Genomic DNA, 24,336 nt, shown 5'->3' on the forward strand with positions numbered 1-24,336 from the left:
GACACAGCCAAAGCCCGCGCGACGATGGCGAAGCCACGCGCGGGCGGAGGCAACTCAGCCGACACAGCCAAAGCCCGCGCGACGATGGCGAAGCCTCGCGCGGGCGGAGGCAGCTCAGCGGATACAGCGGGGGCTTTCGTCGTGACGCTGCCGAGCTCAACCGTTTCGGCTCCGCCGACGGCGTGTGGCTGCGCGACCACCTGCCGGCCGGCCCCGTCCGCCGGTTTCGCCGCCAGTCGTGGGACTCGGCCGCCGGCGGGCCGACCATCGGCGCCGTCCCGGCGCCTGGTGCCGCGGACTCGGGCGAGGTGCGCCTGGGCGGCAAGTTCAACGCGGGCCAGAAGCTCTATGCCGCCGGCGTCGCCGGCTCGATCGTCGTCTTCCTCGGCACCGGCCTGCTGATGTGGTTCGGCGCCGACCTTCACGTGCCGGACCGCTACCGCACCGGCGCGACGTTCGTCCACGACGTATTCGCCTACGGAATCTTCTTCGCGATCTGCGGCCACCTCTGGATGGCCTCGCGCGACCCGTTCTCCCGAGCCGGGATGCGCACCGGCTACGTCCCCACCTGGTGGGCAAGCGCCGAGCATCCCCACTGGGACACGGGAACGGACCGGGAGACGGAAACGGACGCCGCCGCCGCGGGCCGGCCGACCGACCAGCCGTCCGGGTAACCGCCAGCCGTCCGGGGAGTCGAGAACTCGGCCGGGAGGCACGCCCGGTGGCCTCCCGGTGCGGCTCAGTCTGTGCGGCGGGGGTGGTAGGTCTTGTAGGGCAGAAAGCGGTGCATGACGTAGAGGTCCACCTCGCCACTGCGGGGGTGGCGGAAGGCGGACGGGAGCGTGCCGATGACGCGGAACGCGAGCACCCGCCAGATCGCGACCATCCTGGTGTTGCCCGCGACCACCGCGGTGGACTGCATCGCCCGGTAGCCAAGCTCGGTGGCGTGCTCGATCGCGGCCTGGGCGATCTCCCGTTCCAGCCCTTCGGCGGCGTGCGCCGGGTCGACGATGAAGATCAGTTGCGCCACGTGGTCGCCGAGGCCCGCCTGCGCGGGAGCGATCTGCGCGGAGGCGACGATCCGCCCGTCCCCCCCGTCGTCCTCCATCACGAGCACGACGGCCGGAGGCGGCAGCATCCACAGTTTTTGGGCATCCGCCTCCGACGTGTCCGGGCGCCACACGAGTAGATCGCCGGTAGACACCTGTCCGTGCCAGATCGGCCAGATCCCGGCCCAGTCATCGGCAGATGCCGGCCGTGTCCACACCCTCCTGATCCTGCCCGTCCGTAACCGCCCCTGAAAGCGATAACCGCGGGTCACCCCACCTGACGGGCAAAAGCGAGCCCGCCCGTTACTGCAGAGTCGCTCTTCGTGGCCATCACGTCGCCGAACCGGAGAAGCAGAGGTAGATCCAAGTTGGTACCGATCGGTGTGCATAGCTTGCGTTCCGGCCGACCGTTGGTTAGGTTAAGCACACAGGCCTGTGTACCTAATAGGGCGTCTGCGCGCAAGCGCCCTGAAGCAGCGGGTCTGAGGCGATGAGCGGGGTGCGGCAGTGCCTGACAAGCGGCACGCCCAAGCCTGTCGGAGCCGACGCGTTGAGCCTGATTCGGGACGAACGTGCCAAGCGAAACATCGCGGTGGAGGGCACATCATGAGCGACGTAAGCATCATCGGCTCGGGGAACATGGCCAGCGCCATCGGCGCCCTGGCCCTCAAGGGCGGCAACGCCGTCGAGATCGTAGGTCGCGATGCGGCCAAGGCCGCGGCCCTGGCCCGGGCGCTCGGCGACGGCGCCACGGCCGGAACGTGGGGCGCCGCCCCGGGCGGCGACATCGTCATCCTCGCCGTTCTGTTCGACAGCGCCGTGCCGGTCGTCAGCCAGTACGGGGACGCGCTGGGCGGCAAGATCATCGTCGACATCACCAACCCCTTCAACCCCGGCGCCACCGGGCTGGCCATCCCTGACGACACCTCCATCGCACAGATGGTCGCCAAGGCCGCCCCCGCAAGCGCCCGCGTCGTAAAGGCGTTCAACACCATCTTCCGCGACGTCCTGGCCGCGGGCGGCCCGCTGGACGTGTTCATGGCCGGCGATGACGCGCAGGCCAAGGCAAGCGTGTCAGCGTTCATCACGAGCCTCGGACTGCGCCCGCGGGACACCGGCGACCTGACCATGGCGCACTGGCTGGAGGGAGCGGGCCTGCTGTCGGTGGGCCTGGGCCGCTATGGCGTGGGGAGCTTCAACTTCTCCCTCGGCGTCAACGTCGGCTGAGCTCGCCGCCGCATCCGGCACGCGGCCCCGTCCCGGCTGACAGGTGCCGGTCTGCGCCGGGAGGCACCGCCGCCGTGGGGATGGCGTTGTCGATGAGGACCGCTGCCATGGCGGCGGCGGTGGAGAAGGTTGAGGTGTTGAGGACTCGGCTGCGGGCCGAGGCGCCATCCAGGAGCAGCGCCAGTTGCTCGCCGAGCTGTTCGGGGTTGGTGGCGCCGGCCTCGCGGGCGGTTTCGGTGAGCCGCGCGGCAAGGGCCTTCTTGTAGTCGCGGGCGTATACGCGTGCCGGGTGGCCCGGGTCGTGGATTTCGACGGCCGCTGCGATGAACGGGCACAGCGGCGGGTGGATGTCGAAGGCGGCGAGGAGTCGTTCGCGGGGTGTGAGGTCGGCGCGGTCGAAAACCTCGGGCAGGATATCGGGATCGAATCGGCGCAGGTGTTCGGCGATCAACTCGTCCTTGCCGGGGAAGTGCTGGTAAAGCGTGCGCTTGGACACCTCTGCCACCGCGCAGAGCTGGTCCATGCCGGTGCAGTTGATGCCTTGATCGCGGAACAGTTGTTGTGAAGCGCTGAGGATGCGTTCTCGTGCGCCCCTGCCGCGACGCAGCCCTCGCGGCCCCTTCTCCAGCTCCGTCATAGGCCTAGCGTACCCCAGATGGTACTGACCGGTGTGCATAGCTTGCATTCTCCCTCGATCGCAGATATGTTAAGCACTCTGATCGGTGTACATAGCATCGGAACCATCCATCGAATGGAGTGATCGTGGGAAAGCTCGATGGCAAAGTCGCGGTGATCACAGGTGCGACGAGTGGTATGGCGCTGGCCGGTGCCAAGCTGTTCGTGGACGAAGGAGCTCACGTCTTCATCTCGGGCCGACGGAAGGACGCGCTGGACGAAGCCGTCGAGCTGATCGGCCGGAACGTGACCGGCGTGCAGGCCGATTCGGCCGACCTCGACGATCTGCACCGTTTGTTCGAGACGGTCAAGGAGGAAAAGGGCGTAGTTGACGTGTTGTGGGCAAGCGCCGGGATGGGCGAGCAGCGCAGGCTCGGCGAGATCACCGTGGAGCACTTCGATGCCGCCTTCTCGCTGAACGCGCGCGGCACGCTGTTCACGGTCCAGAAGGCGCTGCCGCTGTTCAAGGACGGAGGCTCGATCTTCATGACCGGGTCAAACGCTTCGCTCAGGGGCTACCCCAATTGGAGTGTGTACGCAGCGAGCAAAGCCTTGCTGCCCGCCTACGCACGGGTGTGGATGTCCGAGCTGAGGGACAAGAAGATCCGGGTGAATGTTCTGACCCCCGGCCAGGTCGCCACGCCGGCTCTCGAGGAGGTGATGGACGAGGAGACAAAGGCGCAGTTCGAATCCCTGATCCCGCGGGGAAAGATGGGCCGCCCTGAGGAGATCGCGTCGGTCGCGTTGTTCCTCGCCTCGGACGATTCGAGCTATGTCAATGGCATGGAGCTGGTTGTCGACGGCGGCACCACAGTGATCTGAGTGCGTCGCCGGTGCGTCGCCGCGCCGCGCCGCGCCCGACCGCCGTGGCGGAGTCCGGCCTGCGCGCGGCGCGGCGACGCACCGGCGCGACATCCTCGAACGCCGTCGACCAGCGGTCCATCAGCGAGCCGCGCTCGCGGCCGCCGCTGGGACTGGCGTATTCCGCCTCGAAGCCCGTGCCTTGCAGCCGTGCCAGCACCCGCCCGACCGCCGCCACCGCCCCTCCCGAAGCCGCCAGCCAGGCCAGATCTGCTGAGACACGACAGTCACCCCGCTCGGGGACGGCGAGTGACCGTCGCCGTGGGGTTGGGTGTTGACGGCAGTACCTAACGGCTGTACATAACCGTTATGCAGAACCGTTATGTAGGCGCGACCGCGGCGGCGAGCACGCACGCGGCGACGCCGTTCCACGCGGTGCCGTGAGGTACCTGATGCTCGCCCTCCTGGACCGTGGGCCGGCCCATGGCTACGAGCTCAAGCGCGCGCACGACGAGCTGTTCGGCGACGTGGCGCCACCGATCAACGTCGGGCAGATCTACGTCACCCTGACCCGGCTGGAGCGGGACGGCAGCGTCGCGCACCACGTCGAGAAGGGCAGTGACGGCCCGGACCGCAAGGTCTACGAACTCACCGAGATCGGCCGCAAGGCGCTGCGCGGCTGGCTGGACGAACCGAGCGACCTGCCCGTCGGCAAGAGCGACGTCGTCCAACGGCTCATCGCCGGCCTGATCTACGACGCCAACACGGCCGGTGCCTCGGGCTCCGGCTCCGGAACCGGCGCGACCGGGAGCAACGGCAACAGCGTCGCCCGCACCCTCGCGGCCCACCGGACCCGGTGCCTGCGGGCGCTGCGGGCGCTCGCCGAGGCCACGCCGGCACGGGACGCCGACGGCGGCGCGGCCGACCACGAGCCACATTCCACCTCGCCGGGCGCCAGCCTGGCCGACCCCGCTGTCGCCGGCATCGGCGACCTGCTCCGCGAGGCATCGGTGCTGCACCTGCAGGCCGAGCTGCGCTGGCTCGACATCGTCGAGGCTCGCCTCGTCCGCCCCGGGAGGACCTGACCGATGGTCATCATGGACACGACCACCAGCCCCACCGATCCGCCCGCAGCCATTCTCACGATCACCGAGCTGGCCAGGTCGTACGGGCGCGGCGAGCGTGCCAGGGCGGCGCTGCGCGGCATCTCACTGACGGTCGCCGCCGGCGAGTGGGTCGCCATTGTCGGCCCGAGCGGCTGCGGCAAGTCGACATTGCTGCATCTGATCGGCGGCCTGGACACGCCGGACGCCGGCTCGGTCCGCATCGGCGGCGAGGAGATCAGCACGATGCCGCCGGCGAGGCGCGCGCTGCTGCGCCGCCGCCGGGTCGGCTTCGTCTTCCAGTCGTACAACCTGGTCCCACACCTGAACGTCGGCGCGAACGTCGAGCTCGGGCTGCGGGTCGCGGGCCTGGGCCGGCGGGCGGCCAGGGCGCGGGCCACCGAGGTACTCGAGGCGGTCGGCCTCGCGGACCTCGCGCACGTGCTTCCCTCGACGCTGTCCGGCGGGCAGCAGCAGCGGGTCGCGATCGCCCGCGCGGTCGCCGGCCGGCCGGACCTGGTGCTCGCCGACGAGCCGACCGGCGCGCTCGACACCGCCGCCTCCCGCCACATCGTCGAGCTCCTGCGCGACGAGCACCGGCGCGGCCAGACGCTGGTCATGGTCACGCACGACTACGCGGTCGCCGCCGCCGCCGACCGGGTGGTGTTCCTGCGCGACGGACAGATCGTCGACGAGCGCCGGCCCGCGGGTGGCCGGGCTGGCGGGGGCCGGGCTGGCGGGGGCGCGCCGATGAGCCCGGGCGCCACCGCGGCCACCGACGACGATGCCTCGGGCACGGTCGGGGCGACGCTCGACGAGGACGCCGCCGCGTCGTCGCCGAGCGGTGGCGGCCAGCGCAACGACCTCGCGGACCTGCTCGGGCTGGGGAGCTGGTAATGCGTACTGTCCTCATGCTCGCGTTCGCCGGGCTGCGCGGCAGGGGCCGGGTCGGCCTCGCGGTCACCGTCGGAATGCTCGCGCTGTCCGCCATCGGGTTGTCCACCGGCCTCGCCGTCTCCAGCGCCGGTGACGATGCCGTCGACCGGCTCGCAGCGCGCACCAACGTCGCCGACGTCGTTGTCTGGGCGAAGTCGCCGACCATCAGTACCAATGCCGGCAGCACCAGTGCCGACTCTGGCAATCGTGACCTGGGTGCCGCACTCGCCACCGAGTCCGGCGTGCGTGCGGTCACCGGGCCGCTGCGCGACCTCGGCACCACCCTCGTCGTCCCGCGATCCGACGGTGCGGGCAAGGAGTACATCGGCCAGGTCACCGCGCTGGACGATCCGGACGTCGCGGTCAACCACCCGCTGCTGGTCGCCGGCCGCTGGCTGCGTGGCCCGGACGAGGTAGTGCTGGAGCGCAGCGCGGCCGAGGATCTCAACCTGCGCCCTGGTGACAGGGTCGCGCTGCGCGGACCGAGCGGTGACCTCCCCTTCACCGTCGCCGGCACGGCGAACGAGCTCACCGACTGTGGCTTCCCGCAGTGCGACCAGGTCAGGATGTTCGTCGCGGACGCGGGCCTGTCCCGGATCGGCCAGCCTGCCGCGGGCACGCCAGCCGAGACGGACGGCGTCACCTACTGGCTCGACGTCTCCGACGGGGTCTCGTCCGAGGCCGTCGCCAGCGCGGTCGTGCGGTCCTTCGGCGACCAGATCCGCGGCACGAACACCTGGCCGGACACACGTGGCGACCTGCTCAGCGTCGGGCAGATCTTCGGCAAGCTCGTAAGCGCGTTCGGCGCCTTCCTGCTGGTCGCGATCGCGGTGATCGTCGCCKGGTCGATGACCAGCAGGATGGTGGCCCGCCGCCGCGAGATGGCGCTGCTCGGCGCGGTCGGGGTACGCCCGGCGCAGCTGACGGCGGCGCTGCTGGCCGAGCATCTGGCCCTCGGTGTGGTCGCGGCCCTGCTCGGCTGGCTCGTCGCCGGCGTGCTCGCGCCGAGCCTGGATCTCGGCGCGACCGTGACCGGCCGGCAGGGACCGCACTGGGAGATCGCGGGCCTGCTGCTCACCGGCGCGATCCTGCTGGGGCTGCTCACGATCGCGACCGTGGTGGGCGCGGTGCGGGCCGGGCGGGCCTCGATCGTCGACACGCTGCGCGACGCACCGGCCTCGGCGCGCCGCGGCGGCCCGCTCGCCCGGCTCACGGCGCTGGTGCCCGGCCGGCTCGCCTTCCTCGGCGTCGGCAGGCTCGCCGCGCGGCCGGGCCGGGCCACGCTCACGGGACTGACGATGCTGGTCGCGGTGACCGGCGCGGTCGTCGCCGGCGGGTTCATGGTCACGGTGACGGAGGCCCTCGAACGGCCGTCGTTCACCGGCGATCCCTGGCAGGTGTTCGTCGACCGCGGTGATGTCGCGCCGGCGACGGTCGAGGCGGCGTTGCGCCAGACGCCGGGGATCGGCGGCTGGTGGTCGGAGGCGGAGCGGCGAGGCAGCTATGACGGCCAGACGTTCCGGGTCCGCGCGCTCGGCGGCGAAACTCTGCCCGGCTACTCGGTCGGTGCCGGCCGGCTGCCGTCCGCGCCGGGCGAGGTAGCCCTCGGCTACGGCCTGCTGGACCAGCTGGGACTGCGGGTCGGCCAGACGGCAACCGTCGAGATCGCCGGCGTCGCCCGCGACGTCCGCATCGTCGGCTGGTACCGCACTGGGGAGGACTCCGGGCGGCTGTTCGCTATGCGGCTGGCGGACCTGAACGCGATCGACCCGGCGACGGCGCCCGACCAGTACCGGATGACCGTCACACCGGGCACCTCGCCGGACGCGGTGCAGTCGGCGCTCGAGGCCCGGCTCGGTAGCGGGGTGGAGCTGAAGACGTACAGCTCGAACGTCGGCGGCCGCACGGTGATCGAGACGGTGACGACGCTGATCGCCGGGGTGCTCGTACTCGTCGCGCTCGCCAACATGCTGCACGCGCTGCTCGCGTCGAACCGGGAGAGCGCCCGGGACATCGGCGTCGCCGGCGCACTGGGCTGCACCCCGCGCCAGCTGGTCGGGCAGAGCGCGCTGGCGGCGGCGGTGCTGGCCGGCCTCGCGGTGGTCATCGGGCTACCGCTGGGGCTGCTGGCCTTCCGTATCCAGAGCGACGCCGTCGCGCGGGACATCGGCCTCGGTCCCGGGCTCGGGATGACGCCCTCGGCGACGTTCCTCGTCGCTCTCGTGGCCGGCACGCTTGCGCTCGCGGCGGCGACCGGTGCCGCCGCGGCGGCCGGCCTCGCCCACCGGCCACTCGGCGATCTGCTCCGCTGGGAGTGACGTGATCCATTCCGGTGCCGCCCGCCACCTTCCCTTGCAGGGGGTGACGGGCGGCAGCGCTTCCGGGTCTCGTCAGGCCTCAGAGTCTCAGAGGTCTCAGAGGTCTCAGAGGGTAAGGATCCCGGCGGCGAAGAAGATGATGCTGAGGACGATGTTGATGGCCAGCATCACGCCCGAGACGATGCACAGGGTCTTGGCGGTACGCGACGCGCTGAGCGCCCCCTGGATGTCTCCGCGCTGCGTCAGGTTGTTGACCCGGGACCCGAAGACAATGGCCACGATCCCGATGATGAAGCCGACCAGGAACCAGCTGCAGGTCAGGAACGAGACGACCGTGATCACGATCGACTGCCACAGGTAGTTCGGGACCGGCGCGCCGGGCGGCGGCGGACCGAACCCGCCGGGCGCGGGGGGGTAGCCGACGTCGTAGCCCGGCTGGCCATAACCCTGCTGACCGTAGGCGGGCTGGCCATAACCCTGCTGGCCATAGTCCGGCTGGCCGTAGCCCTGCTGACCGTAGCCCTGCTGGCCGTAGTCCGGTGGCGGTGGCGGCGTCCCGTAGCCGTAGCCGTAGCCCGGCTGGTTATAGGGCTCCTGACCAGGGGCGCCGTACGGAGGTGGTGTCGTCACGGTCGCGGCCGCGCCTTTCGGTGCTATGTCCCCGCCCCGGTCCCGGCGACCGGGGCGGGGTTGGTCGTGTCAGTGGAACGAGGCAGGTAAAGCATCTCACTGGCCGGGCCGCCGACGGGCGCCTTGCCGGATACCGCTAGCTGTTATTACTGCTGAGCGCGGCGCCGAGGAGGGCGAACCAGAAGATGATGATCAGGACATAGCTCACCACAGCCGCCACGGCGGACACGATGCACCAGGTTCTCGCCTTCTTGGAGGCCTCCAGCGCGCCCTGGATGTCGCCCATGGCCTGACGGGTGGAGACCCTGCTCGCGAAGACGATCGCGATGATGCCGGCCGGCAGGCAGCACAGCAACGTCACGACCACCGACTGCCACAGGTAGTTCGGGATCGGCGTGCCGTAGCCGCCGGGCGGGGGCGTGCCGTAGCCGCCCGTCGCGGGCGGGTAGCCGTAGCCCCCGGCCGGCTGGCCATAGCCGGGCGGGGGCGTTCCATAGCCGTAGCCCGGCTGCTGGCCGTAGGGATCCTGACCTGGGGTGCCGTATGGCGGTGGTGTCGTCACGGTCGCGGCCGCGCCTTTCGGTAATACCTGCTCGCCCCGACCGCGACGGCCGGAGCGGTATCGGTGGCGTTCAGGAAGATCTAGGTGCTGGTCGGGTCAGGACCAGGGCCGTCCGACGAGCTGACGAACAGCTGAGGATCACAGAAAGGCGGGGGGCGGTGGGTGCGGTCAGGGCGGTGCGGCCGGCCACCGGCCTCAGGCGTTGTAGGAGGCCCCTGTTGTGGAGAAGTCTGCCGCGCCGCTGGCGACCAGAGCGATCACCAGCGCATTCACCACCAGCCCGACGACCAGCGACACGATGGTCCAGGTTTTTGCCTTTTTGGAGGCGTCCAACGCTCCCTGGATGTCGCCCATGGCCTGGCGGCTCTGCACCCGGGAGGCGTTCACGATCGCCGGGATACCCGTCGGCCAGAAACAGAGAATCGTCACGACGATCGACTGCCACAGGTAGTTCGGGATCGGCGTTCCGTATGGCGGCTGGCCGCCCCCGTAACCGCTGTTGTTTCCCTGGTATTGCGGCAGGCCGCCGCCGTGTCCCGCCGGCGGCTGCTGGCCATACCCGTAGCCCGGCTCCTGCGGCGCGCCGTAGCCGCCGGGCGGGGGACCGCCATAACCACCGGAGGGCGGGCCACCGAAACCGCCGGGCGGCGGGCCACCGTAGCCGCCGGGCTGACCCCACCCGCCGGGGTTGTTTTCGGGCGGATACTGGGACACGCGGTTCTCCTGGCTGTGGTCTCGGGGGGCTGGTCTGAGGGGCTGACGGAAGTTTTTCGATACCCGGGAAAGAATTGATCGGAAGGCAATGATCTCGTCCCGGTGGGCCGGACCGCCGCGGGCGGCTTCCAGGCCGTCGGCCAGCGCCAGGCCGGGTCAGGAACCTGCCTGGGTAGCTCGATACCCGCTGGCCGCGGCGCCTGGCACCCGGTGTCCGGAGCGCGACAGGGCTTTCCGCGCGTCGCGCCCAGAGCGCGAGGCGGGGACCACCGCCGGCTGGGACATCGACGACTCCTCGTGCTTGCGGCCACGGCCACCCGCCCCACCGACCAGCTGCCGAAGGCTCTCCGCTCGGTCACGCGCGACCGGCTGGCGGGGATCTGTCGGAGAGTTCGGATGGAAGCAAGCTGGACGATGGTGGTGTACAGGTAGGCCGCGGCGACCAGCGCCGCGCGGGACATTGTGACACAACCCCGCCCGGACACGGCCCGGCGCGGACGGGCCATACACCCAAGGCCAGCACATATTCGCGCCATGCCCGGCCGACGCGCGGCCACAGCCGCCGCGCGTCGCCGCGCGCGCCGCGCCGGTCGGCCCCGCGGGCGCCCGCGACGGCGCCGCGACCCGCCGCCGTCGATCACGTTCGTCCCCGCCGGCCACGAGGCCACGACCGCCTAACTCATTCACGTAAACGATCCGGACGACCACCGAGACGGCGCGAAATTTGAACAGAGAGACACAGCTATCACAACTTCATGTCTTCACCTGGACGACAGACCGAAAGACCACGCACCCGCTCCGTCGAGCGCCGGCGTCAGCGGGCTATGGTGCTGAGGCAGCTCCACAAGCACTGACGTAACTGTCAGGTACGGAAGGCCGGGCGTCTAGGGAGGGGCCGGCATTTCGTGGCTGGAGTGCGCGGTTCGGCTGTCAGAAGGCGAGGGCTGACGGCCCACCACTAGTTGCGCCGTCAGGTAAGCCGTCAGGCGGAAGGACGCCCCCGTGAGACACCGAGCCAACAGCTCGGCGACATCCATGGATACCGGCCCGCTGCCATCCGAGCAGGCCAGCGATCGCCGCGCCAACAGCCGACGACCCTCCCCCACCACCTCCACCGACACCGGCCGCGGCCGGACACCCGGCGCGCACAGCACCGGGGCGCACACCATTCCGGGCCGCGCCGCCCGCAGCCGTCGCCGCACGCTCTGGACCGCCGGGATCGGCGCGCTGGCCGTCGCCGCGGCCGGTGTCGGCTTCGTCGTCATGCCGCACAACGGCGGCGACGACACGGCCGTCATCGAGGCGTCCGCTCTCGACGGCGGCCTCGGCCGCGCCCTCGGGCTCGCCACCCCGTCCGCCTCCGCCTCTGCCTCCGCCACACCGAGCACGAGCCCATCGGCCGTTCCCACCGGCCCGGCCTCCGCGACGCCCTCGGCGCCTGCCGGCACGGGCGCGCCGGCCACGGCACCCGGGGCGAAACCCGGGAAACCCGCCGTGCCCGCCGGCGGTGGCGGCGGCGGGCGGGTCCCCGGCGGGATGTCGGGCGTCGTCGTCGGCTCACGAGACAAGATGACCGCCTGGGAGCAGTTCCGCGGCTCCAAGGTGACCGTGGTCATGGGCTACACCGTGCGGAGCAACTGGAACGACATCACCAACCCGTGGATCGGCGGCGAGTACGCCGGCTGGGACGGCCAGCTGGTCATCTCCCAGCCGCTCTTCCCCGACGGCGGTGACTTCGGCTCGTGCGCGAACGGCTCCTACTCGTCGCAGTGGGCGCAGTTCGGCAGCTACCTGAACAACATCGGGCGGCCGAAGACGGCCGTCCGGCTCGCCTGGGAGTTCAACGGCGACTGGTTCCCCTGGTCCGTCGGCAACACCGACGTGGGCACCTGGAAGCGCTGCTTCCAGCAGGTGGTCGGCGCGATCCGCTCGACGGACCCGCAGGCCCGGATCGAATGGAACATGAACGCGCACAGCGGCAGCCCGTTCGACGCCTACCCGGGCGACGGCTACGTCGACATCGTCGGCATCGACAACTACGACATGTGGCCGCCGAGCCTGAACGAGTCGTCCTGGAGCTCGTCCTGCAACTCGAGTGCCGGGCTGTGCGACGTGATCCGGTTCGCCCGGCAGCACGGCAAGCAGTTCGCGGTCTCCGAGTGGGGCCTCGTCTCCACCTCGGACACCGGGGCGGGCGCGGCCGGCCAGGCCGGCGGGGACAACCCGTTCTATATCAAGAAGATGTACGACACGTTCAAGGCCAACGCCGACGTCCTCGCCTACGAGACGTACTTCAACAACTCCGAGGCGGGCAACGTCCACTCGTCCCTGCTCAACCCGAACGAGAACCCGAACGCAGCCGCCACCTACGCCTCGCTCTGGTGAGGCGTAGGTGGGCCGGGGCGCTGAATGGAGCGCCCCGGCCCACCGGCCCACCGGCCCACCGGCCGTCTGGGCGGGGCGCGCGGCGCCACCGGCGTGGGACAGTCTGCCGGTGGCATCGTTAGCCGGCGGCGGGGAAGGCGGGTAGGCGCATGGGACGGGCGCGGGACGAGCGGGCGCTGCTCGCCGACGTGATCGAGGCCGCCGGGCCGGAGCACCCGACCCTGTGCGAGGGCTGGGACAGCTATGACCTGCTCGCCCACGTGGTGACCAGGGAGCGGGTACCCAAGGCGGGCCCCGGCCTGGTCATCTCGCGGCTCCACGGAATGACCGAGCGCGCGGAGAAGGCGACGAGGGCGGCGCACTCGTTCTCCGAGCTGCTCGCGATCTTCCGGTCCGGGCCGCCGCGCTGGCAACCAACCCGGCTCGGGCCGATCGACGATGCCACGAACCTCGTCGAGTTCTTCATCCACAGCGAGGACGTGCGCCGCGCGCCGCAGCACGCTTCCGAGGGTGCCGCCGGAGTGCTGGCGCCGCGAGAGCTCACCCCGGAGCTGAGGGAGACGCTGTGGGCCTCGGCTCGCCGGATCGCCCGGGTCGCGTACCGGCGGGTGCCAGGCGGCGTCGTCCTCGAACGCACCGATGTGTCGGGGGCGCGGAGCCCGGCGGCGTCGCGGGTCGTCGCCCGCAAGGGCGAGCCGGCGGTGGTGCTGTCGGGCCCGGCCGCCGAGCTGCTGCTGTATGGCTATGGCCGGCGCACGGGCGCCCAGGTCAAGATCAGTGGCGACGCGGACCTCGTGGCGGCGCTCACCACGGCACGGCTGGGGCTGTGACCGCGGTCGCGGTGGAAAAGGCCAGGCAAGCCGGYCAGACAGGCAGACTGGGCATGTGCTGGAACCAATTCCGCGGGTCGCCGCCCGGGTCGTGCTGGTCGACCCGTCCGACGCGTTTCTCCTGATCCAGTCGCACGACCCGACCCTCGAGGACTCGCCGGTCTGGTGGCACGTGCCCGGTGGCGGCCTCGACCTGGGGGAGAGCGCGGAGCAGTGCGCCATCCGGGAGATAGCGGAGGAGGTCGGCATCCGCCTGGCGGAGGTCGGGCCGACGGTCGGGACCAGAACCACGCGCTTCACGTTCGCAGGCAAGCCGTACATCCAGCAGGAGTCGTTCTTCGTCGTACGGATCCCCGCGCGGGTCGACGTCGACCCGGCCTCGTGGACCGACCTGGAGAAGCGTTCCACGCTCGGCTGGGCCTGGTGGACGGTCCACGAGGTGACCGCGAGCGCGGAGACGATCTATCCGCGTGGCCTGGCCGCCGTGGTCACCGGCTGGCTCACGTCGGGCCCGGGCGCCGAGCCCGTCGTCGTGGCCTGAGGCGGGCGGCCGAGCAGCCAGGTGCCCCACGGGCCGACCTCACCCGGCTCACGGACCTTCGCCCAGGGGATCACCCGTCCGTCCATCGTGTCGAGCAGGTAGTCGAACCTGGCCATCATCCGGTAGCGCGGCCGGCCGCCGAGCGGACCGCGGAAACGCAGCAGGTGCGGGTGCGGCCGGCTCGGCGCCCGCGGCAGTGTCCGCTCGTACTCGGCCGCTATCAGCCGCCGCTGCTCCGGCGTGCTCGCCTGGTCGAACTCCCGTAGCAGCTCTTCCTCCGCACGGCTGTGGTCCGAGATCGCCGCCGCCAGCTCGCGCCGCAGTTCGGTGACCTCGGCACCGGGTGGGTTCGTGTCGCCCTGCGCGTACTGCTGAATCCCCCGCATGATCATCATCATCTCCCGCGCGCCGGCGAGCAGCCGCGTGATGCGCTCCTCGGCACCCGGCAGCAACCGGGACACCTCCGGGTAGACGACGTAACCCATCGTGGCGAGGTGTGCGCACATCGCGGCGACGGCGGCGTCACCAGCGCGATGGATCTGGCGAGGGTCGGCCCCGGGCGCCGACTCGCCCGCCCAGGCCGCGAGCCGGACGGCGTCGCGGTGCACCGGGCCGACCAGCCGGGCGAGGCCGTCGTCCGTCAGCTCACCGCCGGCCCGCTTCGCTGGACCCGTGTCCGCCGTACCAGCGTCCGTGCCGTCGGTGAAGGCCCGCGGCTCGCCAGGCGTGGGGCCGTGCTCGGCGGGTGTCCCGTCCGCTCGCCGCGACCTCGGCCCCGCCTTCGGCCGGGGCACGGACCGGCCCAGCGCACGCAGYCGCGACAGGACCGAGGAACCGTGACGTCCAAGAGCGAGCATCTGCCACCTCCTACCGCGCCCTGGCTCGCCGCCTTGCCGGGGAGCCGGTTCTCCGCTCGCTCCCGCCCGCGCGGCCGACTGGGCGCACCGGCTCGACACCCGGGACTCCTGCCCCAAAACGGCGGCGCTATGGCAGTCAGCCAGTAGATCTACGACCGATCGCGTGGCGTGGCTGTTCGCGCGAGGCTTGCGTGCACCGAGGCAAGCAGTGGCACCCAGTGTCGCAATGAGTGGCTCTAATGCACATCTGCCGTCAAGGTTGGGCATCCGCCTTCTACCCTGCGATACCTTTCCGCTACCCTGCCGATATGGCTGGCACCGCTGCCCCGGAGCTCCCAGGCTTCCGCGGGGAGGTCCATGAGGAAGTCGCGGATCGGTGGCACCGATCCGCGGGGTTCGCGCCGCTCGACGACGCGATCGTCGTGACTCCCGGCACCGACCGCGCGAACACCGCATACGCCGCGGCTGCCGCGGACGCGGACCTGGCCGCGGGAACGACGTTCGTCGACGCCGGTGCGGACGACGCGGCCGGCGCCCGGGGTCAGCTGGGCCAGCTGCGGCATCGGTTCCTGCGTGGACAGCTGCCGCCGCTCGGCTACCTCATCGTTCGACACCGCCTGGTCGTGCCGGGTGGCTCCGAGGCACCCTGGGTGCTGGTCACCTCCTGGCCCCTTCCGACCTGGCTACGGGGACGGTGCCTCAACGACGCCTCCCACCCGGCGCTCGCGCACATCCGGATGGGACGGACGGTTACCGTCGGTGTGCACGACGTGATCGACTGGGCCGTGGTGGACGCCAACAGCGAGATCGCCGAAGGCGGCTGGAGCCGGAGCCTGCGCCATGCGGCGGACCTACCCGACCTGCCCGGTCATCCGGATCCGCGAATCTCCACCTTCGCCGCGTTCCGGGGCTAAAGGCCCGCGAACCCTTGGCTTGTCTCTGCGACAGCTGAGGGCGAGCACAGACAGCGAATAGCCCCGGAGTAGCCCTGACCGTGCTTAAGCGGACAAAACTCTACAGCTCCGGGCTTCATAACGGTCACTGCCGGCGTATATGGGCCCCTCACCGAGAGGGCTCGGCTACCGTTACCTACCGTGTCGGATGTGAGCGGCGGGCGCAGCCTTACCGGCTCGCCCAACCCGACCGGGCCGCAGAGCCTCACCGGCGCCGGCGGTCAGTGGCCCGAGTCGAACGGTGTGTACGTGCACGCCACCGTGYCCGAGCTGGCGCTGCCCGGCATGCCCGCGCCCAGCGATCTCCCAGCCGCCGACCACCGCGACCACGGCGAGGCCGTTCCCGTCGATCGCAAGGTCCTCGACGAGGCGGGCACGCCGGCCGCGGACCTGGCCGGGCCATGGGAGCCGTCCCCGGCGGCCCACGCCGAATCCGAGGACACGCTCTGGCCCGGCTGGCCGGTCCGATCCGAGGCCGTCGCCGAGCCCGCCCCCCCGCCCGGGCCCGAGTGGGTGGCCGGGCCCGAGGAGCTGGCCACGGCGGAGGCCCCCCATGCCACCGAGGGCGCGCTGGGTTCCTACTGGACCGGCGAGCCCGATCCGGGAGATCCGGACGACGTCCCCTGGTCCGTCTCCGCCTATGAGGAACAGACGTACGAGGGCTACACCTACGCCCAGGAGGAGCAGCCAGGCCCACCCGGCGCGGTCGGGCCGGAGCCTCTCCTGGAGGCCGAGTTCTCGCCCGTCCCGCTGCCCGCCGCCGGTCCAGACGATTCCATGGAGCTGGACGACTCCCTGGAGCCCGTGCCGCCGGACGGCCACTGGGAAGGCCGAGGGATCGCGGCGATCGCTCGCGGCGACCTCATCGCGGAGCTCGCCGGCCGGCTCGAGCAGCTCGACCAGCTGCTCAACCGCCTGGAGGAGGCCAAGCGCCAGGCCGCCGACGCGAGCGAGCACCTGCTGCTCACCCGTCGGTGGCAGGAGGAGACGGTGCGCACCATTCAGGAGGAGCGCGCCCGGATGCGGCAACGCCAGCACGCGCTCGACGAACTCGCCGAACGGGCCCGTGCCGCGGTCGAGGCCATGCAGGCCACCTACCGAACCCTCCCCCGAGAGGTCATCGAGCTGGCGATCGAGCTTCAGGTGCTCGACCGCGCCGGCTTCATCACCAGGCGCGCTCGCCGGCCGCGGACTTAACGACCGTCGGTGGCAGAATCAGCGCGCTGGCGCAGGATGACAGGCCTTGCATTGATCCATCTAGGACTTTAGTCCTAATGGTTAGGACATAGTGCCTAGATGGGGCTCGCCAAACCCGTGCGCCCGCCGAGCCCACGGATAGGCCCACTCGTCATAGGGCCCCCGGTGTCATGACACCCCCTGACTAGATACCCCTCGTGCGCCGACCGTAGTCTCTTGATCCCAAAGCCGAATCTGCACGTAGTGTTCTAACTACGTGGGGTACCTGTCAGATCGGCCMGAGCTTGGCCCGTCGCGGCAGTTCCGGCTGATCGGTCGCTCTCCGCAACATCGGTCACTACGTCAGCCTCCTGGCCTCGGAACCGACGGCTTGCACAACCCCGGGCGTATCGGGGGTACCCACGCTTATCGTCACCATCCAAGTGGACTAGTCTTGTTCACGACGTCAGGCTCAACACCGGACCGAACGCCGAATCCTGCCCGCGGTCCCGGTGTCCCCTCCGAGTCGTCACCTCGGGCAGGAGCGGGGGACCCACCTCCGCAACACCGGCCAGCGCCCCCCAGGCGCCGGCCTTGGGGTGAAGCCCATCGCGTGCCCCTCGCGCGAGGGCCGGGCAGCCCAGCCCGAACCCGACAGCTCACCTCGCAGGCGTACGGGAAGGACCAGAACTTGTCCGCGCCCTCCGTACAGTGGGATACCGACACCCTGCCTGAAACCAGCAGGGGTCGTCATCGCGGTCTGACCGCGGTGGCAAAGGTCCGAGGTCGTACCGCGGTCGCCGCGGCTACCACCGGCGCGATCGCGGTGTCCGGCATTGCTCTCGCCGGCTGCGCCCCAGCAGCCGACAACTCGACGGACGCGTTCGGAGACGACGGTTCCGTCACCACCGGCCTCAGCCTGGCCAGCGCCTTCGGCGGCTCCGGATCGGCGGGCAGCGGCACCATCGTCCGCCCGGTAAGCCTCGCGTCCACCATCGGTGCCGACAGCGACACACCGGACACGGCGTCCGACCTGGCCGCGCCGACGCTGACCGCGAAGGCCGACGTCGACCTGTTCATCACGAACCCCGACGTCACCGTCTACGCGGACCAGCCGGTCGAAATCGGCTTCAAGCTGACCAACAAGGACACCAGCGAGCCGCTGGCCAATCAGCTGGTCAAGGTCCAGGTCAAGCTGCCGACCGGCTTCGCGACCTTCCTGCACCTGCAGACGAACAACGACGGGTACACCTCGTACACCGCGCGCGTGCTGACCACGACGCAGATCACCGCGGTGTTCGACGGAACCGACGCGCTGCAGTCCGCAGTCTCCGACAACGTCGGCACGCTGAGTGTCGCCGAGCGGCCAGCGCCCTCGGCGAGCCGAGGCGTCACGGTCAACGCCCCGTCAAACGGCGACGTGGGCGAGAAGGCCGTCTACCTCGCGTCGCTGCAGGCCGGCAAGCCCTACGTCTACGGCGCCAACGGGCCGGACTCGTTCGACTGCTCCAGCCTGGTGCAGTACGTGTACCGCCAGCTCGGCCGCAGCCTGCCGAGGACGGCGGAGGGCCAGTACGAGGCCACGCTCCATGTCGACCCGGCACACAAGGAAGTCGGCGACCTGATCTTCTTCGGCACGCCGGGCGACATCTACCACGTCGGCATCTACGCCGGCGACGGGCAGATGTGGGCGGCGCCGCACTCGGGCTCGGTCGTGCAGCTTCAGACGATCTGGAGCACGAGCTACCACGTCGGCCGCGTCCTGTAGCAATGCGCGGCGGGCGAGTAGGGCTCACTCCTTAGCGCTACGACATTCGGCCAGGTTCAGTCGCCCCGTTCGCGGGGCTGTTCCGCGAACCCACCCCCCTCCKGGTTCGCGGGCGTGTCTGACCACCCGGCCAGCTTCACCGTCTACGAAGCCGGTGGACCGTCGCGCCTGGAGTTGCCTTCTCAGGCCTCCATGCCTGTTGACGCCTGACCAGGCGACAGCATGGTGGTTTCACCCGCCGGCCCTGCTCTGTGGCGGTGAGGTATCGCCGGCGCGGCCCTCGTCCCCTGGCCGCGCCACCCAAAGACGTCCGCCGGTGGCGACGAGGGCTTCCCCCTCCCGCCCTCAGACTCCACCAGCGGACCTACCGCCGTCCGAACCCCCTCGGCGGCGGCGGCCCGGCCGGCCACCCCCACGGCCCCGGGCCGAGCAACCGCGGCGCCGCCCCACCGGATCTCCCCCCCATCCGGTGGGGCGGTGCCCGCGATCCACGAGACATCAACGCCGGCCTCCGCCGGCCGGGTTCGCCCCAGCCCGCGAGCCCGCCCCTGGACAGCCCGGCGCTTGATCCGACCGGGCACCCAGCCCCGCCCGCCCCGTCGGATCCCCCCCGCCCGACGGGGCGGGCGGCTGGCCGCTGCCGTCTCCGCTCAGCACCAGACCGAGCCGGGGCAGGTCGGGGTGAGCCGAGGTGAGGCGGGGAGGGGCGGGGCTGATCGCTAACGGGACTCGTTCGCGCTAACGGGACTTGTTCGACGAGAAGCTCCACAGATTGCCGGAGAGGTCGTCGTCCCACGAGGCTTGCCGCTCGCGGTCGATCGGCACCTGGTCCTGACAGTTCGGGCCGGGATCGGGGTCGAACTGGCCCACGACACCTACCGCCGCGAACCTGGCGGGGTCCGCGCAGGCGAGGGCCAGCGCGAGCCGGGCGCCCTCGCCGAGGCCCCAGATGTAGATCCGCTTCGGATCGATCGCCGTCCAGTCCTCGGACATGTACGTGATGATGTCCATCAGGTACCGGGCGTCGGAGCCGCTCGCGTCCACCTGCCACTCGCCGGCGACCGGCTCCGGGTAGACGAGCGCGAAGTTCTTCCGGTCAGCCAGTTTCGACGCGCCACTATCCGTTTCGAACACCTTCGTCTTGGTGTTGTTGTCCGGCAACACGAGCACGAGTGGAACTGCCTTCTTGGAGTTTCGCTTGGCATGGACGAGCAGTACACGGCCTTTGGACTCATACCGGGTCGGCATGTCCTTCTCCGTGGTCTTCGCCGAGCCGCTGCCGTGCGCGAAGAGATAGAGTGCAAAGATCGCAACGACAGCGATGACGACTGCCTTGCGGTGCTTGCCCCACCAGGCGGGGAGCGGATTCGCGGCCACGTCACCAACCGAACCACACCTGACACCACGATGGCGCCCGTTTCGGCCAGGCACCTCGCCTTGGAGGTGCCTTGATGGGCATGTCTCCGAACGGGCGGACCCGCGGCCGCGACTTCCTTGCCTTCCTTACGCTGGTGACCCCGGTACCCCGGCGCCCCTTACTTCGAGGCGGCCACTCAGGCGACCTGCAGCGCCCGCAGGCGGGCGGCCCGCAACGCCTCGACCTCCGGTGGGCCGGGGAGGCTCGGCAGCGGGCCGTGTACCCAGGTCAGTATCAGGTCGGCCAGCGCGGGATTCTGCGCCAGGACCGGGCCGTGCAGGTACGTGCCGATCACCCGGCCGTCGATCCTGCCATCCGTGCCTTCGGGGACACCGTTGCCGAGGCCGAGCAGCACCCGTCCGAAGGCGAACCCGCCGGCACCCGGCAGCGCCCTCGTTCGGCCGCCGTGATTCTCGTAACCAAGCACGGTCGGCAGACCGAGCGACGGGTCGGGTTCGACGGCGATGTCGCCCACGACGCGCGGTGGCAGCGGTGCGTCCGGAGGCTCGAACGAGCGCCGGGTCTCGACGCCGATCAGCCCCATCCCGTCATGGATCCGACCGCCGGCCGGGAAGCTCTCGCCGACGACCTGGTAGCCCGCGCAGACGGCCAGCACCACCGCGCCGCCGGCGACGGCCCGCCCGATCGCGTTGTTGCGCCGCAGGCCCTCGGCCGCGAGTGTCTGTGGCTCATCCTCGCCGCCGCCCAGCAGGTAGATGTCGCACTCGGCCGGCACCGGCTCGCCGGCCGGCACACTGACGACCTCGGCGGACAGGCCGCGCCAGCGCAGCCGCTGAGTGAGCACGATCGCGTTGCCACCGTCACCGTAGGTGCCGAGCAGCTCGGGATAGATGAGCGCGATCCGCGTGGTCGACTCCCGCGTCGCCGCCGCCTGGACCGGTTCGAGCCGCCGTTCCCGGTCCGTCGACCGGCGTTCGAACGGGTCCGGCAGCCGCGCGGGCAGCAGGCTGCCCTCGTCCGGCCGCGGCGGCTGGAAGAGCCGCCGTTCCGGGACTTGCGGCGGGACGTACCGCTGCGGCGGGTACTGGAGGGGCTGGGACTCGTCCGGGTAGGCCGGGCGCTCGTCCTGGTAGGCCGGGCGCTCCCCCGGCCGTCCGGGGTACTGCTCGTTCGACGGGTAGGCCCCCGGCGGCGGGTAGAGCGGCTGGGTGACGTCCGGCGCCCCGGAGTCGCGTGAGTCGCGCGGGCGGCGTGGCTCCGGCTCGAACAGGCTCACCAGGCACCTCCGCGCGCGGGCGCGGCCGGCGTCGCCCGCGGCCGGCGCGGCGCGGGCGTGGTCCGGACCAGCAGGTCCCGGAACGCGGTGTAGTTCGCGACGACGTCCAGCACCGGCTCCGTGGCGGCGTCGGCCGCGGCCTCGGCGTTCGGATGCACCGAGTGCGGGACGCCGGCGTAGGCCAGCCGCACGCTCATGTCCTCCTTGCGCTCCCCGGTGACGAGCACCGGCCGGCCGGCGAGCCGCTCGAACGGCACATCCCAGATCCACGACGGGTCGCGGCCGTCCGCCGTCTGCGAGTTGAAGTCGACGATCAGGCTGCGCGGGGGCATCGAGTTGATCAGTTCCATCATCTCGACCCAGCCCGCGGGATTCTTGGCCAGCAGCATGCGGGCACGCCGTGCCGACGACCCGAGCGCCACCTCCTGGTAGCGGCCCTGCACGTCGCCGAGATCGGTCATCGCGGCCAGCGCGTCCTCCACCTGGACGCCGAACTGCCGGGCCGCGGCCGCCGCCATGGCCGCGTTGCCGAGGTTGACCCGCCCCGGCAGGCCGATCGACGCCTTGATCGTGTGACCGAACCACATGATCTCGTCGAGGCCCGTCACCGCGACGAGCGGCTCGGGCCTGGCCAGCCCGCACTCCGACCACCAACCGGTCTCGTTGCGGTGCAGCAGCCTGGCGCACTCCGGGCAGACCATCGCGTCGGCGGTCCAGTTCTGCCCCACGGACACCCAGACCTGCTTCGCCCACGACATCGCGGCCCAGGTCACCAGCGGGTCGTCGACGTTCGCCACCACCGTGCAGTCCTCGAGCTCGGCGCCGAGCTCGCGCCAGATGGCCGCGATGCGCCGGGTCTCGTTCGAGCGGTCCAGCTGGTCGCGGCTGATGTTGAGCAGCAGCACCACCCGCGGCCGCACCTCTCGGGCGACCTTCGGCAGCCAGATCTCGTCGACCTCGAGCGCGGCGGCGGCGTCATAGGGCGGCCGGGACAGCGCGGCCAGCACACCGGGTGCCATGTTCGCGCCGCCGCTGTTCGACTTGACCGGGCCGAGGGTGCCAAGCGCCCTGGCCAGCAGCCGGGTGGTGGTCGTCTTGCCGTTCGTCGCGGACACGCAGGCGATCGGACGGCCCCTGCCGACCTCGGCGAGCGCGCGCGGCGAGACCTGGAGGGCGAGCTTGCCGCCGATCATCTCGCCGGAACCCTTACCGAGCCGGCGAGACGTCTGAGACGCCAGCCGCTCTACGGCAAGCGCCGCCCTGGTCCTTGCGGAGAGGCGGCGCGGCAACGGAGTCATCATCGCGATTCTTACAGTGTGGCGGGACATTGGGGCGGGGACACCTGGCATCCCCGTCTGTCAGAGGTCGGTGAGGGGGTCGAGCTGGCAGCACCCGGCAACCTGGTCACCAGTCTGCCTACATGATGGGGGCGGCCCCGGCCCGGGTCGAACCGGGGGCCTCGCGGGCGCCGTCCGCTCGCGGAATAGCCTCGCCAACAGCGCCCTTGACCACGGCTCTGGAGCGGCCACCGGCCACCGGCCATGCCGCTGGCACGGGAAAGGTGATCCTGTGCACCGGACGACCCGCACGGGGCGACAATCTCGGATCAAGGCGCATGGATCCCGGTGCCAAGCACTGACTTGACGATGTACGGACTGGCTTGACGATGTGAGGACACCACGGTGAGCACCAAGGCCGTCGCGATCGCCCGCGACGACGACCGGTGGCGGGCATACGATCTCGACCCCACCGAGCTCGAAGACCTCGACGCGCTGACCGACGCGATGCGTGATCTCGGCGACACCCTCGTCGTCGCCTTCATCGAGGAGGACGACGAGTACCTGGCGGTCATCCGCATCGACGGGGATTCGACCGACCCGCGGGTCTTCCTCTCCGACCGACGGGTACTGACGGCCTCCGGCCTGGCCGAGGCCCTACTGGCCGACGCGCTGCCGGTGCCCGCACCACGCGAGGACGAGGACGACGAGGACGAGGCCGTGCTGCGGCACGCCCACCCGATCGGCGACCTGGACCTGCTGGAGGACCTCGGGACGCCGGCGGACGCACTGGTCGCCCTGATCGCCGAGGAGGGCATGCTGCCTGCGGACGTCGCCGCGGCGATCAGCGAACGGGCCGGCGCGGGCGAGATCTTCGACGAGGTGCGCGGCTGACCGCCGCCTCCGGCCCGACCTCGGCCGAGCGCGACCTCGCCTCCATGCGGCTCGCGCTCGCCGAGGCGGCCCGCGCCCCCGGCGGCGGCGACGTGCCGGTCGGCGCCGTCGTGATCGGCGCGGACGGGAACGTGCTCGGCCGCGGCCACAACGTCCGCGAAGCCACCGGCGACCCCACCGGGCACGCGGAGGTCGTCGCGCTGCGCGCCGCCGCCGCGGTCGTCGGCGAGTGGCGCCTCACCGGAGCCACGCTGGTCGTGACACTCGAGCCCTGCACCATGTGCGCGGGCGCGCTGGTCCTTGCCCGCGTCGCCCGGCTCGTCTATGGCGCCACCGACGACAAGGCCGGCGCCGTCGGCTCCCTGTGGGACGTCGTCCGCGACCGGCGACTCAACCACCGCCCCGAGGTGATCGGCGGCGTCGCCGCCGACGAGTGCTCCGCCCTCCTCGCCACCTTCTTCGCCACCCGCCGTGCCGACCGCCAGCCCCGCGGCTGACCAGCGCCCCGGGCATCGAAACCGCAAGATCTCCGGTGGCCCTCTGCCCCACCTGTTCACATCGTCTAGTAAGCTCACCTGCGGTGGAGTCGCCTAGTGGCCGAGGGCGCACGCCTCGAAAGCGTGTGAGGGGGCAACCCCTCCGTGGGTTCAAATCCCACCTCCACCGCCGTCGGCCGCCCTGTTCGTCGGCTCTTTGAGCCGACTTCCCGTGCGTCGCAATGTCTGCTCCGGGGGGCGACCCCCGGACCCCCGATGTAGGGGCTTCGCCCCTACGACCCCCTTGGCTCGTCGCCTGGCGGCGACGTCGGGCCGGGGCAGCTCCTGTGGTTCTTTGCGCTGGGCGCATTCGTTGCATTTCCCTTTTCGCCCTTCGGGCGTTGCCGGCCATGCGTGCGGTTCTCGGTTGGGTTTTCTGTGGCCTTTCAACCTTTCGAGCGAAAGTCGCTTTCGATCCCGGCCGTGACCCCTTCATGGCGGTGGCCGGAG

The 24,336-nt window shown here is 71.2% G+C and carries 23 protein-coding genes and 1 tRNA gene; 15 read left to right on the plus strand and 9 right to left on the minus strand.

Annotated elements, in window-relative coordinates; genetic code table 11:
* Positions 1 to 674: hypothetical protein (locus BCD49_RS44155; RefSeq protein WP_206744931.1), on the plus strand; the 674-nt coding region annotated here is incomplete at its 5' end.
* Between the two features lie 65 nt (positions 675 to 739).
* On the opposite strand, the gene BCD49_RS19545 is transcribed toward BCD49_RS44155, so the two are convergent.
* Entirely contained in the window at positions 740 to 1,438 is a 699-nt protein-coding gene (locus tag BCD49_RS19545; protein WP_335341698.1) for a GNAT family N-acetyltransferase, read from the minus strand.
* 217 nt (positions 1,439 to 1,655) lie between these two features.
* Here BCD49_RS19545 and BCD49_RS19550 point away from each other — a divergent pair, with 217 nt between their 5' ends.
* Positions 1,656 to 2,276 (plus strand): NADPH-dependent F420 reductase, encoded by a 621-nt coding sequence (locus tag BCD49_RS19550; protein ID WP_007518360.1) that lies wholly within the window; start codon positions 1,656 to 1,658, stop codon positions 2,274 to 2,276.
* Here the strand turns inward: BCD49_RS19550 and BCD49_RS19555 are convergent.
* Positions 2,263 to 2,913: a TetR/AcrR family transcriptional regulator gene (locus tag BCD49_RS19555; RefSeq protein WP_035924321.1), complete on the minus strand. Its 651-nt coding sequence runs from the start codon at positions 2,911 to 2,913 to the stop codon at positions 2,263 to 2,265. The genes BCD49_RS19550 and BCD49_RS19555 overlap by 14 nt on opposite strands.
* Before the next feature lie 125 nt (positions 2,914 to 3,038).
* Here BCD49_RS19555 and BCD49_RS19560 point away from each other — a divergent pair, with 125 nt between their 5' ends.
* The 4 genes from BCD49_RS19560 (at position 3,039) to BCD49_RS19575 (ending at position 8,109) form a co-directional block, all read left to right on the plus strand.
* Entirely contained in the window at positions 3,039 to 3,773 is a 735-nt protein-coding gene (locus tag BCD49_RS19560) for an SDR family NAD(P)-dependent oxidoreductase (protein ID WP_007518356.1), read from the plus strand.
* Between the two features lie 431 nt (positions 3,774 to 4,204).
* On the plus strand, positions 4,205 to 4,837 hold the full coding sequence (locus BCD49_RS19565) for a PadR family transcriptional regulator (RefSeq protein ID WP_007518346.1): 633 nt from the start codon (positions 4,205 to 4,207) through the stop codon (positions 4,835 to 4,837).
* Between the two features lie 3 nt (positions 4,838 to 4,840).
* Positions 4,841 to 5,752, plus strand: a complete 912-nt coding sequence (locus tag BCD49_RS19570; RefSeq protein WP_007518344.1) for an ABC transporter ATP-binding protein — start codon at positions 4,841 to 4,843, stop codon at positions 5,750 to 5,752.
* On the plus strand, positions 5,752 to 8,109 hold the full coding sequence (locus BCD49_RS19575; protein WP_071041760.1) for an ABC transporter permease: 2,358 nt from the start codon (positions 5,752 to 5,754) through the stop codon (positions 8,107 to 8,109). The genes BCD49_RS19570 and BCD49_RS19575 overlap by 1 nt, the downstream gene beginning before the upstream one ends.
* Positions 8,110 to 8,214: 105 nt before the next feature.
* On the opposite strand, the gene BCD49_RS19580 is transcribed toward BCD49_RS19575, so the two are convergent.
* From BCD49_RS19580 to BCD49_RS19590, 3 genes are all read right to left on the minus strand, one after another.
* Complete coding sequence (locus tag BCD49_RS19580) at positions 8,215 to 8,739, minus strand: CD225/dispanin family protein (protein ID WP_007518341.1); 525 nt, start codon at positions 8,737 to 8,739, stop codon at positions 8,215 to 8,217.
* Between the two features lie 136 nt (positions 8,740 to 8,875).
* The gene (locus BCD49_RS19585; RefSeq protein ID WP_007518340.1) at positions 8,876 to 9,301 is read right to left on the minus strand and encodes a CD225/dispanin family protein; all 426 of its coding nucleotides are present in this window, start codon (positions 9,299 to 9,301) and stop codon (positions 8,876 to 8,878) included.
* Positions 9,302 to 9,496: 195 nt separating this feature from the next.
* Entirely contained in the window at positions 9,497 to 10,015 is a 519-nt protein-coding gene (locus BCD49_RS19590) for a CD225/dispanin family protein (RefSeq protein ID WP_007518338.1), read from the minus strand.
* Positions 10,016 to 11,017: 1,002 nt separating this feature from the next.
* On the opposite strand from BCD49_RS19590, the gene BCD49_RS19595 reads away from it, so the two are divergent.
* The 3 genes from BCD49_RS19595 (at position 11,018) to BCD49_RS19605 (ending at position 13,771) form a co-directional block, all read left to right on the plus strand.
* The gene (locus tag BCD49_RS19595; RefSeq protein ID WP_232793920.1) at positions 11,018 to 12,400 is read left to right on the plus strand and encodes a glycoside hydrolase family 26 protein; all 1,383 of its coding nucleotides are present in this window, start codon (positions 11,018 to 11,020) and stop codon (positions 12,398 to 12,400) included.
* Positions 12,401 to 12,549: 149 nt separating this feature from the next.
* Complete coding sequence (locus tag BCD49_RS19600; protein ID WP_007519185.1) at positions 12,550 to 13,230, plus strand: TIGR03085 family metal-binding protein; 681 nt, start codon at positions 12,550 to 12,552, stop codon at positions 13,228 to 13,230.
* Between the two features lie 55 nt (positions 13,231 to 13,285).
* Positions 13,286 to 13,771: an NUDIX hydrolase gene (locus tag BCD49_RS19605; protein ID WP_007519187.1), complete on the plus strand. Its 486-nt coding sequence runs from the start codon at positions 13,286 to 13,288 to the stop codon at positions 13,769 to 13,771.
* Here the strand turns inward: BCD49_RS19605 and BCD49_RS19610 are convergent.
* Positions 13,693 to 14,628, minus strand: a complete 936-nt coding sequence (locus BCD49_RS19610; protein ID WP_007519189.1) for a hemerythrin domain-containing protein — start codon at positions 14,626 to 14,628, stop codon at positions 13,693 to 13,695. The two genes, BCD49_RS19605 and BCD49_RS19610, sit on opposite strands and share 79 nt — an antisense overlap.
* A 308-nt stretch (positions 14,629 to 14,936) precedes the next feature.
* Here BCD49_RS19610 and BCD49_RS44160 point away from each other — a divergent pair, with 308 nt between their 5' ends.
* From BCD49_RS44160 to BCD49_RS19625, 3 genes are all read left to right on the plus strand, one after another.
* A complete protein-coding gene (locus tag BCD49_RS44160) occupies positions 14,937 to 15,542 on the plus strand; it encodes a hypothetical protein (protein ID WP_063630135.1) in 606 nt (201 codons plus the stop codon).
* Between the two features lie 180 nt (positions 15,543 to 15,722).
* Positions 15,723 to 16,778, plus strand: coding sequence for a hypothetical protein (locus tag BCD49_RS46150; protein WP_335341699.1), 1,056 nt, complete (start codon positions 15,723 to 15,725; stop codon positions 16,776 to 16,778).
* Between the two features lie 670 nt (positions 16,779 to 17,448).
* Complete coding sequence (locus BCD49_RS19625; protein ID WP_007519195.1) at positions 17,449 to 18,525, plus strand: C40 family peptidase; 1,077 nt, start codon at positions 17,449 to 17,451, stop codon at positions 18,523 to 18,525.
* A gap of 738 nt (positions 18,526 to 19,263) precedes the next feature.
* On the opposite strand, the gene BCD49_RS19630 is transcribed toward BCD49_RS19625, so the two are convergent.
* The 3 genes from BCD49_RS19630 to BCD49_RS19640 form a co-directional block, all read right to left on the minus strand.
* The gene (locus tag BCD49_RS19630; RefSeq protein WP_007519197.1) at positions 19,264 to 19,902 is read right to left on the minus strand and encodes a PHB depolymerase family esterase; all 639 of its coding nucleotides are present in this window, start codon (positions 19,900 to 19,902) and stop codon (positions 19,264 to 19,266) included.
* A gap of 176 nt (positions 19,903 to 20,078) precedes the next feature.
* Entirely contained in the window at positions 20,079 to 20,804 is a 726-nt protein-coding gene (locus BCD49_RS19635; protein ID WP_027140256.1) for a type 1 glutamine amidotransferase, read from the minus strand.
* Positions 20,805 to 21,175: 371 nt separating this feature from the next.
* The gene (locus BCD49_RS19640) at positions 21,176 to 22,480 is read right to left on the minus strand and encodes a Mur ligase family protein (protein WP_027140257.1); all 1,305 of its coding nucleotides are present in this window, start codon (positions 22,478 to 22,480) and stop codon (positions 21,176 to 21,178) included.
* Positions 22,481 to 22,861: 381 nt separating this feature from the next.
* Between BCD49_RS19640 and BCD49_RS19645 the strand changes: the two genes are divergently transcribed.
* From BCD49_RS19645 to BCD49_RS19655, 3 genes are all read left to right on the plus strand, one after another.
* Positions 22,862 to 23,350: a tRNA adenosine deaminase-associated protein gene (locus tag BCD49_RS19645; RefSeq protein WP_007519203.1), complete on the plus strand. Its 489-nt coding sequence runs from the start codon at positions 22,862 to 22,864 to the stop codon at positions 23,348 to 23,350.
* Positions 23,347 to 23,847, plus strand: a complete 501-nt coding sequence (tadA, locus tag BCD49_RS19650) for a tRNA adenosine(34) deaminase TadA (RefSeq protein WP_027140258.1) — start codon at positions 23,347 to 23,349, stop codon at positions 23,845 to 23,847. Before BCD49_RS19645 ends, tadA begins: the two co-directional genes overlap by 4 nt.
* Positions 23,848 to 23,929: 82 nt before the next feature.
* Positions 23,930 to 24,016 (plus strand) — tRNA-Ser (locus BCD49_RS19655).
* The last annotated feature ends 320 nt before the right edge of the window (positions 24,017 to 24,336 follow it).

The sequence above is a fragment of the Pseudofrankia sp. EUN1h genome (assembly GCF_001854645.1).
Taxonomy (GTDB): Bacteria; Actinomycetota; Actinomycetes; order Frankiales; family Frankiaceae; genus Pseudofrankia; species Pseudofrankia saprophytica.